The 15,109-nt window shown below is 45.2% G+C and carries 10 protein-coding genes and 1 pseudogene; 7 read left to right on the top strand and 4 right to left on the bottom strand.

Annotated features, from left to right (window positions below):
- Positions 1–47: 47 nt before the first annotated feature.
- Complete coding sequence (locus DS739_RS10950; protein WP_006117333.1) at positions 48–962, top strand: LysR family transcriptional regulator; 915 nt, start codon at positions 48–50, stop codon at positions 960–962.
- A gap of 61 nt (positions 963–1,023) precedes the next feature.
- Here DS739_RS10950 and DS739_RS10945 read toward each other — a convergent pair whose 3' ends face one another.
- The 3 genes from DS739_RS10945 to exbB are packed head-to-tail and all read right to left on the bottom strand — an operon-like array spanning position 1,024 to position 3,052.
- The gene (locus tag DS739_RS10945) at positions 1,024–1,851 is read right to left on the bottom strand and encodes an energy transducer TonB (protein ID WP_006117334.1); all 828 of its coding nucleotides are present in this window, start codon (positions 1,849–1,851) and stop codon (positions 1,024–1,026) included.
- Complete coding sequence (exbD, locus tag DS739_RS10940; RefSeq protein ID WP_006117335.1) at positions 1,848–2,297, bottom strand: TonB system transport protein ExbD; 450 nt, start codon at positions 2,295–2,297, stop codon at positions 1,848–1,850. Before exbD ends, DS739_RS10945 begins: the two co-directional genes overlap by 4 nt.
- A 5-nt stretch (positions 2,298–2,302) precedes the next feature.
- Positions 2,303–3,052, bottom strand: coding sequence for a tonB-system energizer ExbB (gene exbB / locus DS739_RS10935; RefSeq protein ID WP_035352329.1), 750 nt, complete (start codon positions 3,050–3,052; stop codon positions 2,303–2,305).
- 464 nt (positions 3,053–3,516) lie between these two features.
- On the opposite strand from exbB, the gene DS739_RS14210 reads away from it, so the two are divergent.
- Together DS739_RS14210 and DS739_RS10930 are read left to right on the top strand one after the other, a co-directional pair.
- Positions 3,517–3,675 carry a hypothetical protein gene (locus DS739_RS14210; RefSeq protein WP_156100433.1) on the top strand — a complete coding sequence of 53 codons (159 nt, stop codon included), beginning with the start codon at positions 3,517–3,519 and terminating at the stop codon, positions 3,673–3,675.
- Entirely contained in the window at positions 3,632–4,021 is a 390-nt protein-coding gene (locus DS739_RS10930; protein WP_096884282.1) for a low temperature requirement protein A, read from the top strand. Before DS739_RS14210 ends, DS739_RS10930 begins: the two co-directional genes overlap by 44 nt.
- A 401-nt stretch (positions 4,022–4,422) precedes the next feature.
- On the opposite strand, the gene DS739_RS10925 is transcribed toward DS739_RS10930, so the two are convergent.
- Positions 4,423–5,055 (bottom strand): recombinase family protein, encoded by a 633-nt coding sequence (locus DS739_RS10925; protein WP_035352327.1) that lies wholly within the window; start codon positions 5,053–5,055, stop codon positions 4,423–4,425.
- 204 nt (positions 5,056–5,259) lie between these two features.
- Between DS739_RS10925 and DS739_RS10920 the strand changes: the two genes are divergently transcribed.
- The 4 genes and pseudogenes from DS739_RS10920 (at position 5,260) to DS739_RS10900 (ending at position 14,824) form a co-directional block, all read left to right on the top strand.
- Complete coding sequence (locus DS739_RS10920; protein WP_006117338.1) at positions 5,260–8,346, top strand: Hint domain-containing protein; 3,087 nt, start codon at positions 5,260–5,262, stop codon at positions 8,344–8,346.
- Positions 8,347–8,837: 491 nt separating this feature from the next.
- Positions 8,838–12,090, top strand: a pseudogene (locus tag DS739_RS14685) (Hint domain-containing protein).
- 53 nt (positions 12,091–12,143) lie between these two features.
- Positions 12,144–13,244: an autotransporter strand-loop-strand O-heptosyltransferase gene (locus DS739_RS10910; protein ID WP_096884283.1), complete on the top strand. Its 1,101-nt coding sequence runs from the start codon at positions 12,144–12,146 to the stop codon at positions 13,242–13,244.
- Positions 13,245–13,732: 488 nt separating this feature from the next.
- Positions 13,733–14,824 (top strand): nuclease-related domain-containing protein, encoded by a 1,092-nt coding sequence (locus tag DS739_RS10900; protein ID WP_006115873.1) that lies wholly within the window; start codon positions 13,733–13,735, stop codon positions 14,822–14,824.
- Positions 14,825–15,109: the final 285 nt, after the last annotated feature.

The raw sequence follows: 15,109 nt of genomic DNA, 5'->3' as shown, positions 1-15,109 counted from the left end.
ATATATCTATTTCATGCAGTATCCATTCTCAAACTGAGAACAGGTCAATGAATCCCTTTTCGCGCTTTCTGATCTATTTTTTGGCTGTGGCACGGCATGGCTCCATACGTAAAGCATCGGAAGATCTGCATATTGCAGCCTCTGCAATTGATAGACATATCCTTTTGGGAGAGCAGGCCCTTCAAACACCGTTATTTGAGCGCCTTTCTTCCGGTATGCGTTTAACTGCGGTGGGAGAGTTATTTTATGCACATGCCAGCCGGTGGACGAAAGATTTTGAAAGCCTGAACCGCCAGATTGATGATTTAAAGGGTATGCGCCGTGGACGTATAGATATTTTGGCCCCAGAGGCTTTGGCGCGCGTATTTTTGCCCAGCATTGCTGCGCGCCTAAAAGAACAATATCCCGGAATTGTTCTGAACATCCATATCCATGATAATGCAGAATTGGGGGAACGTCTTTTTGCAGGAGAAGGAGATCTAGCATTTTTGTTAGACCCCGCAGATTTGCGAGACTTGCAGGTGCGTTCAATGCTTTCTTTTCCACTTGGAGTGGTAAGCCTGCCGCAGCATCCAGTCACTCAGCACTCTTCAACTCGGTTTTCAGTTTGTGCAGAATATCCAGTGATTGTGCCAGAAGAACCATTGGCCCTTTCGTCTGTTTTTAGAAAACTGGAGGCAGATACTTTGGTGAACCCGAATGTGATTTCCGGGGCAAATAATGTGCAGATGATAAAGTCTTTGGTTAAGGCTGGACTGGGGATTACTATTCTCAGTTATCTGGATGTGATGGATGAGGTTCAAAATGGAGACATGGCCTTTACCCCGCTGGCAGGGGCGCATGTTTCTCCTTTGCGGTTGGCGCTTGCGCATGATCGTGCGCGCCCTTTATCTGCCGTGGCACGGCGCGTTGCAGACAGCGTAGAGGCAGAATGGGCGCTCTTGCGCCAGAAAATAGGATAAGGATCGTATTTTCTTAACACACTGAACAGGTATTGAAAGATGATTATTAAGGAAATAATTTTTAATCCTGTATGTGTTCCATATAAAATTCTATTGGCACGGTGAGGGTAATGGAATCGCCTGCCACGCTTTCGGGTGGGCTAGGTAACGGCTCTGCACGATGCACTAATGCCAAGGCTTCGCTATCCAATAATGAATGGCCAGAGCTTTTTTCAATATGTGCCGAAAGTACATGTCCTTTTCGGTCCATGGTAAAATGTAGCCTGGGCGCACCTTCCTGATGAGCAGACATAGCTTCTGCAGGGTAACGTTTATATTTCTCTAGCCGCGCCAGCAAAGACCCTTGCCATGTGGCTGGACTTTGGGAAACGTGAGAAGAAGATGACCCATCAATAGATGCTGCCTGTGTTTGGTTTGGTGACACTTTGGAGGATAGGGGAGCTGTTGTTTTTTCCGCCGGTAGTGTTTTGTCAGGATTTGGTTTTTTGAGACTTACAGTAGATTTGTGTTTTTTTATAATTTTACGCAGTTTTTCAGGTTTGGGAACTGGAAGGGGTAGTTGTGGAGCAGGCGCAGGAGGAGCCTCCAGTTTGGCGGGATCAACAGGAGAAGGGACTGATTCCGAAATTGTTTGGTGAGGGGTAGGTGGTGTATATGTGGGTGGAGAAGGGATTGCAACAGGTTCTGGCGCCATATCAATAGCAATAGCCGCTGGCGGGGTCTCCGGTATAGGCGGAATTGTATGAGGCATGTGCAGGAAAGATAAAGTGGCAATTCCTGCTGATGATATAACAATCAAAAAAGACATACCCCAACGGAAAGTATCTTCTTTTCTGGTTCTGCGTGTTTGGTGAATTTTCCAATCGGAAAAAGATGTTGTTGCGCTCATTGTTCGGTCTTTGCGGCTGGAGCAGAGCCATCTGCCTGACCTTGCAAATTAACAAGAGCAACCTTGAGATAACCAGCAGAACGAAGCTTATCCATCACACTCATCAGTGTGCCGTAATCTATCGTTTTGTCTGCACGCAGGAAAATGCGTTCATCCTTGTTGCCCTTGGTTGCTATTTCTAACGCTTTTGGCAGGTTGTCGGTTGAGATACTCTCTTCACCAAGTGCCAGTGCATGATCTGCATTTACAGTTAAAAAAACTGGATTCTCTGGGTGTGGAGCTGGTTTTTCCGTTGATGAAGGAAGATCTACAGGCACGTTTACTGTGGTGAGGGGGGCTGTTACCATGAAAATTACCAAAAGCACCAACATGACATCAATGAAAGGCGTTACATTGATCTCGCTTGCTTCATGCGGGTTTTCATCAGCATGCTGGATACGGCGCATATGGTTTATTCTCCAACCATACGGTTGATATCAAAGGGAGTAATCTGGGCGCTTGTTGCAAGTTTGTGCGTGCGACCAAGATCACGAGAAACCAAGCGCATTACAAGGGATGTCAGATCTGCCACTTGTGCCCTGCAGGATGCAGATTGGCGTGCAAGATGGTTGTAGATCACCACAGCAGGAATGGCGGCCACAAGCCCAAGTGCAGTGGCCAATAGGGCTTCTGCAATACCTGGGGCGACCACAGCAAGGCTAGTGGCTTTACTGGCGGCAATGCCTGTAAAAGATGTCATAATGCCCCACACAGTGCCAAATAGTCCAATAAAGGGTGATGTTGCACCAATGGTGGCCAATAAGCCTGTGCCGCGCATCAGGCGGCGCCCTTCAGCAGCTTCCAGACGCTCTAAATGTAAAACAATACGTTCCTTAAGTCCTTCGTTATCATTGGGAATATCGTAAGAAACAGCTTTTTCAGTTTCCGCAGCCATAACCAGTGTGTGGGCAATACTGTTTGGGCGTGTGCTTCTTTCTCCCAAAGCCAATGTGCCAGCTTCTTCCAGCGTTTTTTCTGCTGTTTTTAGCTTTCTGCGAACACTTAAAAACTCAACAGATTTGGCGATAAAAATGGTCCATGTCAGAAGCGAGGCAAGAGCCAGAAGTATCATGACACATTGCACGACAGAGCCTGCGTTCAGGAACATCTCCCATGGAGAGAAAGAAAGCGGAATCTGATTAGATGATTCTGATAAGGGCATAAGAGACCAAGTGCTTTCGCAAATACAGATAATGAAGCGACGCGCGGAAGAACCTATAGGGAACAACCAATGGTGTAATTAGAAAAAGGTGCCCTATGCTTTCTCACGCGCGGCATATCTCAAACAGCAAATAACAAAGCGCCCACCAATACGCAAGTGAGAATCACTATCATCTGAGCGTGAATGTCCTAATATTTTGCAAAGTGTCTGTATGATGCAGATGGTTAAATGTCTTTATGTAAACAGTGATATCTGGCTAACAGATTGAAAAAATAAAATTTATTTTACAAATTTTAGTTCATAGATATTTTTGGTCACTGTAACAGTCTGTTGCAGCAAACACACACCCATACGATTTGATAATCATTTGCTTCTGAATATAAGCATTATTATCAATTATACGTTTCGTCCCTATTATCTCATTAAGGTAGAGCAGAAGCTAGAGGTCACCAAGAGTGCGGCAAATGAGTCGGTCAGATTTGTCTCACCCGAGTTCACAAGGTAAGGGCCTGCGCGTGGCTGTTGCTTTGGGTGTATCTGTGGGATTGGGTGTTACAGAAAGCAAAGCGTTGGCAGAAGATGCAGCGCAACCGCCTCAGCCTGTCCGATCTGCTATGCAGTGATGCAGATGGGGCGACCAGTCTTTGTGGTTGCCAAATTACCTGCAAATCATGCCTGCTCCTCAGTTATAAACGCATTCTGGGGCGGTCATATACGTCAGGCTGGACAATTTCAGGCAGTCACTTGGTTGAACGATGTCAGCTTTTTGTCATGGTGGCGTTAGGTGAAACAAGTATGGCATCCGCGCTCTACATAGCGCGTGCGGCACAATGGACAATGCCAATATTACTGGGCTTCTTTATTTTTCTTGGCTTGGGGCAGACACTGCCATCACTTGTATTATGTTGTGTTGGTACGCTTCTGTTGCTGAGTGTCGCTTGGAGTGTGGGAAGAAGCAATAGGGCCTAAATGTAAAGACTTATGAGAGTTTTTTCCAGTAAGATGTACTCATGCTGAGCCAGATTTTCTTTTATTGCATCAATGCTTCTGGAAGAGCGTGTTGCGTTTTTTGGAGGCATTGACGGATCGCAGCATGGAAGCAACGATTATGGGCTGCTGGCATCATCGGCGCAAAGCATGTTTTGCACACGTTCTGCTTTTTCGATCTGCCGATTAATTTCCTCAGAAATGGGCTGATAGTAGAATATCCAGTGATTTCAGATCACGGTGACCAGTTGCGCGTTTAAGATCCAACGGGTTTGGCAGCAATTGGGCAAGATGATTGTTCGTTGGGTTCAAATAGTCTACAGGCATCGCAGCGCGTTATGGCAGGCTAACATCAGTATTCCTTGCCAGCCGACCAACTCGTTTCAACCATCACTGAAATTAACTGATGACATGTTCTGGAGATTTCGATGATGATTATTTTTTTTAGCGTGAGATATGATACGAGAAACAGTTCCTGAATTTATGCCAAAAGTTTTTGCAATTTTTTCTAGCGTTTCGCCATTTTTGCGTTTTTGGATAATTTCTATGCGTTGGATATCTGTAATGCGCCGAGGGCGCCCCATTTTCTTTCCCTGAGCTATAGCTCTTGCACGACCTTCCGAGGTGCGAGTGCGGATGAGATCTCTTTCTACATCAGCTAAACCGCCGAGAACAGCTAGCATAAGCCGTCCGGTGCTGGTACTTGTGTCGGTCCAAGGCTCAGCCAAAGAGTAAAACTGAGCTTTTTTATCGGTAATACTTTTAACTATAGCGAATAGATCAAATGTGCTGCGAGCCAGCCGATCAATGCGTGTGACCACAATGGACTGTCCTTCCCTCAGATTTTCAATGAGCTTGCGTAGTTCTAGCCGATTGGTGTCGGCTCCACTTGCCTTTTCGCAATAAATCCGGTGGCATCCGTATTCCTTTAAGGTTTTAACTTGATGTTCTAGAGTCTGGCCTATCGTGCTAACGCGGGCATATCCGATTTTACGGTGCGATTTAGATATATTCATTAAAGCGTAAACTCCTGAAAAAACAAAAGAGTTCCTTGCTTTAATCTTAATTTTGGCAAGCTCAAATGTGTGGACTTGCCTAACGGGTACTACGCAACAATTACTACACGAGACAAATTGTTGGCACAACATAAAACTTTATATTGATAGTATTATACTAACATAATTTATTGCTAAAATTAAGATTTAGGAAAGTTTAAAGTAATGGCAGATTCACCCATAGATTTTAAAACAATCAATGATGATGCAATCGCTACTGGAAGCGGTACATCATCTGACAGCACCGCAACCAGTTTCCATCATCATGATATGTCTTGGCGCTGGGTTGGCGGCGCCACAGGTGATTGGAACGATCCCGCTAACTGGACACTTTACGATGGTGCCAATAATCCAGTTACCACAGAAGGTTCCGTACCTCAGGCAGAACAAAATGCAGATGTTAGCCTGTCTCCGGCAAGTGGCGAAGATTCCGTTACAGTTGTTGTGAATGCGCCCGATTACAATCAGATTCGCAGCCTGAGCGTTTGGCAGAATGCAACACTAAAAGTGACGGCTCAGGCTGGTTCCAGTATTGATGGCAATGTTTTTGCTACTGCCGGTTTCGAAAACGACGGTACAATTATTATCGATACCCCATCGAAGGTAGATTTCGGTGGTGTTACCATGAATCGCGATGATGGCACCATCACCATCATGAATAACCATGGCAACGTAATTTTTGATGACAGCAATCTGAATAGTGGCGGCACGGTTAACCTTATCAACGCGTCCTTGGGGTCTGCTGGACAGCCTGTGTGGGTGAGCGGTGGAACCGTTAATCTGCAACAGAATAGCAGCATCTTTATGAATTCGGCTGAATCTATTGCAACCATCAATGTTGATCCGGCAACAGTAAATACGCTTTACGTGCAGGATAATGGTTTTCTGCATGGCGGGGCTGGCGCGACCAATGCTCAGAATGTTGTTATCAACGGCATTTCTGAAAACACACGCTTCGGTATTTCTGGTCTGGCGTCTGCGCCTACATCTGCAACGTATGCAGAGAATAAGGATGGTTCTTATACGTTGACTGTTGATATGGCAGATGGCAGCAATCTGACATACAGCAACCTGCATATGGCAGATGGTTATACACCGCCTGCTACAGCCACTATTGTGCAGGATACAGCAGCTTCTGGCTGGGATATTGAAGATACATCATCTGCTTCTGCTACAGGTGCTTATACAGACAATACCTTGCACCAACAGCTAAGCGCCATTGCGACAAGCTCAACAAACGCTGGGGGAGATACCTCTCAGTATTCCAGTACGCCAACCAGCTATCACCAGCATGATATGTCTTGGCATTGGACGGGGACTACCAGTAGTGATTGGAATGATTCTTCCAACTGGGAGTTGCTTGATTCTACCGGCAATAAGGTTGATACATCCGATGCAAGTGTCTGGACGAGCAACCCTGTTCCGCAGAGCCAACAGAATGCGGATGTGAATATCAGTTGGGAGGGTAATACCACTACGCCGCAAACTGTGGTGGACAATGCTCCGGATTACAACCAGATCCGTAGCCTGAGTGTTTGGCAAAACGGCACACTTAAAATTACGGCGCAAGGTGATTCTCAATATGTTGGGAATGTTTTTGCAACGGCTGGTTTTGAAAATGACGGAACGATTATCATTGATACCCCATCCAATGTAGAACTGGGTGGTGTTACCGCCAATCGCAGTGATGGCACCATCACCATCATGAATAATCAAGGGCATGTAACCCTTGATAACGGTGTTTTGAATAATGGTGGCACGTTTAATCTGATCAATGCCTCTCTGGGTACGACAGATCAACCTGTATGGGTGCAGGGCGGCACTGTAAACATGCAGCAGAATAGCACATTGTTTGCAGAACCGGGCATTAGCTACTCGGACAAAACCACCATTAACGTTGATCCAAAGACTGTAAACACCATTTATATTGATGATAGTGGTGATAAAGGTGTTAATGGCAACGTTCTGGTTAATGGTATTTCCAAAAACACGCATTTTGGTATTTCCGGTTTAACAGCAGAACCAACTTCCGCAATTTACACGAATAATGGCGATGGCTCCTATACGCTCAATGTTCAGTTGGCAGATGGGAATGTCGTTCAGTATGCAGATGTTGTGCCTGCCAATGGCTACGAACCCCCAGCGACAGCATCTATTGTGCAAGATGGAACAACCGGCTGGTTGGTTGAAGATGAGACCGTCTGTTTTCTGTCTGGCAGCATGATTCGCACAGCAAAAGGTGATGTTGCCGTAGAAGACGTTCAGATTGGTGATGAAGTTGTTGTCTTTGACTGGCAAAACAACCGTGAAATCAGCAGCCCAGTTGTTTGGGTTGGCAAATCCCACGCCACGGTGCGTGCTGGCCTAGCAGATGATGAAGCGGGTTATCCCGTGCGTATCCTCAAGGATGCCATTGCCGATGGCGTTCCGTATAAGGATATGCTGATCACGCCAGAACATTGCTTGTTCTTTGAGGACAAGTTTGTGCCGGTTCGTATGCTGGTAAATGGTGTTTCGATTTTCTTTGATAAATCCATCATATCTTACGATTACTACCACGTAGAAACGGCACAGCACTCTGTCATTACCGCTGATGGCATGTTGACGGAAAGCTATCTGGATACCGGAAACCGTCGTTCCTTCCATCAGGTCGGCAAGGTTGCAACCCTGAATGGCATGACACGCACATGGGTAGACAATGCAGCAGCTCCGCTATGTGTTGATCGGGCTTTTGTTGAACCTTTGTTCCGCCAGTTGGAATTACGGGAAAATAGCGTGAGTGGTACCCATGTGAGGGAAGTTATTGTAGCACAAACTACAGATCCTGATCTGCACCTTGTCACCCAAACGGGCGCAAGCATTCGGCCGATGCGTGTGCAAGATGACAAATACAGCTTCATGCTGCCACCGGGCACAAAGTGCGTGCGGATTGTTTCTCGCGCCAGCCGCCCGGCTGATGTCATTGGTCCGTTTGTAGATGATCGCCGCTATCTGGGTGTTGCTGTAACCGATGTGTGCGTACAGACAGCTCGTAAGTTACAGATGATTACGGCTCATCTTCAAGCATCCAAGCCTGCTGGTTGGCATGATACGGATTGGCAAGATTGTGCATGGACAAATGGTGATGCCGTTCTACCGTTGGACGGAAATATCACGCACAATGCAATGGCTATTCTCTCTATAAATATTCGTGCAGCAGGCCCTTATCTGGTTGGTAAAGAGATGGAAAAGGCAGTGGCTCAGGCCATGTAAAATCCGTGAAGTATTTTAATAAACATCTTTAATAAGTTTTATTGGTGCTGCTGAGTATTTCTCTACACTCAGCAGCACATACCGCATTGTTGGCATGTTAAAAATTAAATATTATATAAATAATTATATACGTTTTTGATGAAACTATAGAAAAATAATCATGATTTATTTTTATTAACAATAATATTTGACAATAAATGGGAAAAAATTTCTGCAAAAATCTCAGAATGTAGAAATAACTTTAAGGGATCGTAAATATGACTGACACGACTATTCCTGCTGGAATATCCTCACATGGTATCATTCTAAATGATGGTGATACACTGGATGTTTTCGGAACAGCAATATCTACTACCGCAAACGGTGGCAACATTACTGTTGAAAGTGGCGGCCTTGTTACATCTACATCGTTGCCAGAAAATGATGATAGCTTTGCTGGTGCCATGTTGACCATTTCTGCTGGCGGCAGCGCGGTTGATACATCTGCCAGTATGGGCCAAATTGGAGTTATTGGAGGCACTGCTGATAATACCAACATTTCCGATGGTGCGGAGCTTTATGCTGCTAGCGGTGCAACACTTTCTGGCACGACCATTACCGATACAGCATCCGCCACAATCAATGCGGGTGCCAATGTTATAGATACCCTTGTTTCCACTACATCAACTGGGGGTAATCCTACGGCTTTACTTGTAGAGAATGGCGCATCCGTTACCAGTACCACAGTAAGTGGTGAGGGTGAAATGATCGTGCACTCCGGTGCCATTGCGGTTGATACAACTGTGACAAGTGGAGTGATTCTGAACTCTGGCGTTCAGGAATCTGTGCGTGCAGAAAGTGGTGCTATACTCAGCAACACAGTTCTAAAAGCAGGAAGTTTAGATATTAGCGGTGGTGTTTCTGCAATATCCAATACGGTTACTGCTGGCGCTCATCTTAATGTTACAGGTGATAGTTCCGCTAAAGCTTTTGCGACGGATATTAAGATTACTGGGGACAAGGAAGGTACGCTTGTTGTTGGCAGTAAAGGGTATGTTTCTGGTGTAAATGTTTCTGGTGCGGCGGATAACAGCGCGCAGGCTGCGACAGGTGGTGAAGTTCACGATGTTATTGTCAATTCCGGCGGCGTTGCGGATGATGTGACGGTTTATCACGATCATCTGGTGGTGAATGATGGTGGCCTGGCATCTGGCGTAACCTTGAATGATGCTGGTATTACCGTGCAGAGCAACGGCGTGGTGTCTGCCATGACTGTGAATGCCCAAGGTATTTATGCCGCGTATATTGATGGCGGCGTATCTCATGATGCGGTCGTGAATAACGCTGGCGCCATTGTAGAATATACAAACGGTTCAGCATACAACAACACTGTGAATAGTGGTGGTGAAGACGCTGTTCTGAATGGGCTGAGTGAAGCTGCAACCATTTCTGCTGGTGGTCTTCAGTTGGTAGCAACAAAAGGCGTGACCTCTGGAACCATCCTGGATGGCGGTCAGCTTCAGGCGGCATCTGGTGGCATTGCATCTGCAACAACCGTGAACGCCGGTGGCCTTGAAACTGTAGGAGCTGGTGGAACAGCGCTTAATCAGACTGTTCATTCCCAAGGCACTGTTGTTGTTGATGCGTCTGGGATCATAGGCGGTCAAACTCATCCTGAGTGGTGGCAGCCTGAGTGGCGGCATACTTAGCGCGGGCGCAACGGTATCCGTGCTCTCTGGCGGGTATGAAAGCGGTGTCACCATTGCAAGTGGCGGCAGCGCGGATCTCCAGTCTGGCGGTAGTGGCTCCAATATTCTGATTGAGCGCTCTGGCGTAGAAAACGTGGCTCAGGGCGGTGTTGTCAGCAATTTCACCATTGAGACGGGTCGGCAGAATAATGCCGGGAGTGCCGTATCGGGCACCATTACCAATTTGGGTGAAGAACGTGTGATGTCCGGCGGCCAGGACAGTGACATGATTGTTGCAAGCCACGGGCATGAAGTTGTGAGTGCTGGTGGGGTCGCAAACCATACAACGTATAACGCCAATGGCTTTGGCTACATTAACGGTTCGGCTGTGAGTGCCGTTGTGAATTCTGGTGGTATCGAATTTGTTCAAAGCGGTGGCGTCACTACAGGCACAACGGTTAACAATGGTGGCCTTGAAGATGTTGAGGCAGGTGCTACAGCACACAATGAAACCGTAGGACGTGGTGGCACGCTCAATGTTTTCTCACAGGGTAGCCTGAATGGCGCCAATGTGTCTGGCGGGACTGTGGATGTCAGTTCGGGTGGATCTGCGGCAGATGTCAATGTTGCCAGTGGTGGCCAGTTGAACGTGCAGAGCAGTGCTGTGCTGAGTGGTACGGAGGTTCTGCAAAACGGCGGCAAAGCCACCATATGGGCTGGGGCAGGTGGCATTGTTGATCTGGAAGGCAGCACCAATACAGGGCTGACTTTGGAGGGTGTTGAGACATCTTCCGCCACAACCGTTACGACAGAAGTGACAGGTTTTGATGGAGCTTCTGCGGGAAACTCGGACGGGATTGTGCTTGCCGGGGTTAAGGCAGCCGATATTACGTCCACCAGTTATTCAGCAGATGGCAACTACGTCACCTTGTCGTTTAACGAGGGTGGGTCTGTTACGCTGCACATTGATGATGTCAGCCAGTATGGGTATGCACTTTCTTCTGATGCAGATGGCAATGCTGTTTATGAAGTCTGTTTTTTGCCTGGCTCTATGATCCGCACACCATGTGGTGATGTTGCTGTTGAAACACTGCAACTGGGTGATGATGTTCTGAAATTTGCAGATGGACAAAGCACTGTTCGTAAAGTGACATGGGTCGGTAAGGCGCATGCCACTGTGCGCGCAGGATTGCCGGATGATGAGGCAGGTTACCCTGTGCGTATCCTTAAGAATGCCATTGCAGATGGTGTGCCTTACAAGGATATGCTGATTACATCTGAACATTGCCTGTTCTTTGAAGGCAGGTTTGTGCCTGTGCGCATGCTGGTGAATGGATCTTCCATTTTTTACGATAAGTCCATCATCTCCTATGATTACTACCATGTGGAAACAGAAGAGCACTCTGTGATCACAGCAGATGGCATGCTGACAGAAAGTTATCTGGATACAGGTAACCGCCGTGCGTTCCGTCAGGCTGGTTCTGTCATGAGCTTGGGTGGAAAAATCAAAAGCTGGGAAGATGATGCCGCAGTAGATCTGTGTGTTGACCGTGCTTTTGTGGAACCTTTGTTCTGCAAGTTGGCGGAGCGGGCTGCAAGTGTCGGCGGGCAGCTAGTGGCTACAGCATCGCAGGTTCTGACAGATGAGCCCGACCTGCATCTGGTAACAGATAAAGGTGCTGTTGTGCGTGCCGTAAGGCGCAATGGGCAGCGTTATAGCTTTATGCTACGTCCTGGCACACGCTTTGTGCGTATTGTCTCACGCGCCAGCCGCCCATCTGATGTGATTGGGCCGTTTGTGGATGATCGGCGTGCCATGGGTGTTGCCGTTGCGGATGTGCATCTTGCAACAGCCGGACAGCAGCATGACATTGCAGCGCATCTGATGCAGGATAAGCCTGAAGGCTGGCATGAAACAGACTGGACAGATTGCGCATGGACAAACGGAAATGCCCTGTTGCCTTTGGGGGATCTCCTGATCAGCCATCACATGGGACTGCTGTCTATAACAATCCGGGCCGCCGGATATTATATTCTGGGTAATAAAACGTCAGAAGTTGGCACGCGTTCTGCATAATAAATGACTTACTTCTCCCTTGTATTTAATAAAGTACAAGGGAGAAGTAATCTATGAATATATCTATTAATGTTGAGATATATTTTATGATTGAAGCATCAGAAAATTTTAGGGTGAGTACATCTCAAGGTACCAAATCTCCTTACATCAACCCTTCTGCTTTCCCAGTTTTACATGGGCCTGATGGAATTTTGTTTGATTTCAATCAGGGTGCCCGTATTGTTCTGCCTGCACGTACAGAAGGAAAATGGCGGATTACATTACGTGACCTGGATACAGGGAATATTCTGTTCCAGAATGAAAATACGGGCGCTACCGTACACTCTGCCAAACGCTTTTACGTTTGCTTTGGTATTATTGTTGAAGATATTTTACCTCAAAGAGAAGCCCGCATTGTTTTCCAGCATGAATTGAATTTGAAAAACAAAAAAGTTGTCATTCAATTTCCTGTCGGTACTTTGGGCGATACGCTTGCATGGTTTCCCTACGCAGCACGCTTTGCGCATATCCATCAGGCAAATGTAACCTGCATTCTCTCTGCTTTGATTATTCCTGTGCTGAAAGATGCATACCCAGAATTAACACTTATGTCCCCAGAAATAGCTCAGGAACAAGACATACTGGCAGACAGTTATGCAATGTACTGCATGGGGTTATTTTTTGATGATAAAGAAAATGTTTTTCAGCCAACCGATTTTCGGTTGGTGGGTCTTCATCGCACTGCCGCGTATATTCTAGGTGTTGATCCTGCGGAAGAAGCACCCAAACTTGCTTTGTCCGATGAAACACGCCCGATAGCCGAAAAATATGTCTGTATTGCTGTGCAGGCCAGCACTCAGTGTAAATACTGGAACAATCCCACTGGGTGGATGGAGATTGTTGCCTATCTTAAAAAGCAGGGCTACCGGGTTATCTGTATTGATCAAAAACCTGTACATGGCACAGCTATTGTCTGGAATCATATTTCTTACCGTATTATCAATTGGCATACATGTAATTCCTGTTGGAATGATGAGCGTGAACGCTTTGATCATCATGATTTTCTCTGGCGCCCTCGTCATGCCAATACACCACGTCAGTTTGAGTGTACACGTCTGATTATGTCACAGCAGGTCATCGCTAAAATTAGCACAGCCATCCATCCACTGTCATAAAGGGTAATGCACATTCAGAAATACCATATGCTGAGAAAATTCTTTCTCAAAATCTACTTATTTTATAGGAAGATTACTGGATTACCGTTTGCATATATCTGTCATAGAATAAGGAAATTTTTCTGTTCTAATAGCAATTGTCCGCGATCCATTAACGTGCACTCACTCGTGTTATGTGACAAGCCGGATGGACATCGCACAGAAATGTGACCATGTATTTCCAAATCCTCTGGCTTTATGTGGCATCCTGAATAAACATCTGAAGAGTTATCAAACATTCAATTTCATCTTGATTTTGCTTATAATGCATTCAAGCGCCATAAAGAAAAATTGGGATAAATTAAGTATTTTTAAATATAAGAAAATATTTTATATAATATGAATTCTTCCATATTTTCTTATTCAACGTAAAAAATACAGATTTTTTTTGTAATTATTTGAAGATTGAACTTATATTTTAGGGTATAATCCAGTTTTCTGCAACCTAATTGTCAATTAAGGTTTCGAAATTAGAATATTTTCTAGAAAATATCTTAGAAATTTATGGTGACAAAATTTGCGGAAATTGTATTGAAAATTATGGAACATTTTTTATTTTTTATTCAGTTATGGAGAGAGTGGTGTTAAGATTTCTTCTTGCAATAGTGGCAATATATATATTGTTTAAAATATCAATAATTATTTTCTATTTTATTTTGGCGCACTGGATAATTTTTCTAGTATTAGCTGTTTTAGCCGCTATTGTAATTGAAGCCGCCAGTAGAGATACCGAAAAAGTATCCAATCAGAAACAGGATGCTTCAAAGGAAAAGCCATCTGAAGAAGATAATTCTTACACATTTAAATCATCAACACATCAAAGCCCTACTTCCAAATATGAATTCAGATCGTCTATAGCCCAGAGCACTGTATTTCATGGCAGGGCATCTACGCCTGAGATAATAGATATTGATGATGAGCAATCTTTTCAGGAGGAACCGTCTGCTCCTGAGAAATCGTATGCTGAAAGGAAAGGGTTTGCAGGAGAATGTATTGTTAATAAATACATAAAAGATATTAGAAAAAATAGGGGGATATTAAAAAATATATATATAGAATATAACTCCCCAACAGGTAAAAAAGTAACGCAGATTGATCATATTGTGAAAGTTCCATGGGGAATATTTGTTATAGAAACAAAATACTATAGTGGATATATTTCTCACGATCCAAAAGATGACTACAACTGGGTTCGGCAACCAGATGATCCAGAATCAGATCAAAGATATAAATTTTATAGTCCTCTCCGACAAAACCAGATGCATGTTGATGCTGTAAGATTAACAACGGGTTTAGAAGAAAAGAATATTTTTTCTCTTGTTGTTCTTGCAGGAAAAACAAGATGTGACAGTTATATCGAAAATAGAATTGTCAGGCCGTCCAGATTAAAGGAATATTTGGGTAATGATTGTAGGCCCCCATTATCAGATGTGCCTTATATAGATTATAAGGAAGTTGAAGATGCATGGTCTATTCTTTTGGGGTTTTTGAAAAAACAGTCAGAACTACAAGAGAAGCATAAAAAACAATTAAATTATTAGGGTCTGTTAGGGCTTGTTTCATTCGGCTGCGGCAGCAATGTGGATGGCGGCAAGGAACGATGTTTCTGTTTTTTCGTATCTGGTTGCGAGAGCACACCACTCCTTGAGGCAAGCCCAGAGTTCTTAACGAGATGCTAGTAGGTTCAGAAAACGCTTGTGTTCGTCGCCTATAAGACGACAGTTATGCTTTTTGCCTGCGCCAGCGGGATGTTTGACCGTTGTTGCGGCGGTCGGTTTTTTGAGAGGGGTAAGTCCCACTCTGCGAGCCCATGCTGGCAGATCGCG

This window comes from Acetobacter sp. JWB (assembly GCF_003323795.1).
Lineage (GTDB): Bacteria > Pseudomonadota > Alphaproteobacteria > Acetobacterales > Acetobacteraceae > Acetobacter > Acetobacter oryzifermentans.
The sequence above is the reverse complement of the archived record's forward strand: the minus strand, read 5'-3'. Positions and strand labels throughout refer to the sequence as shown.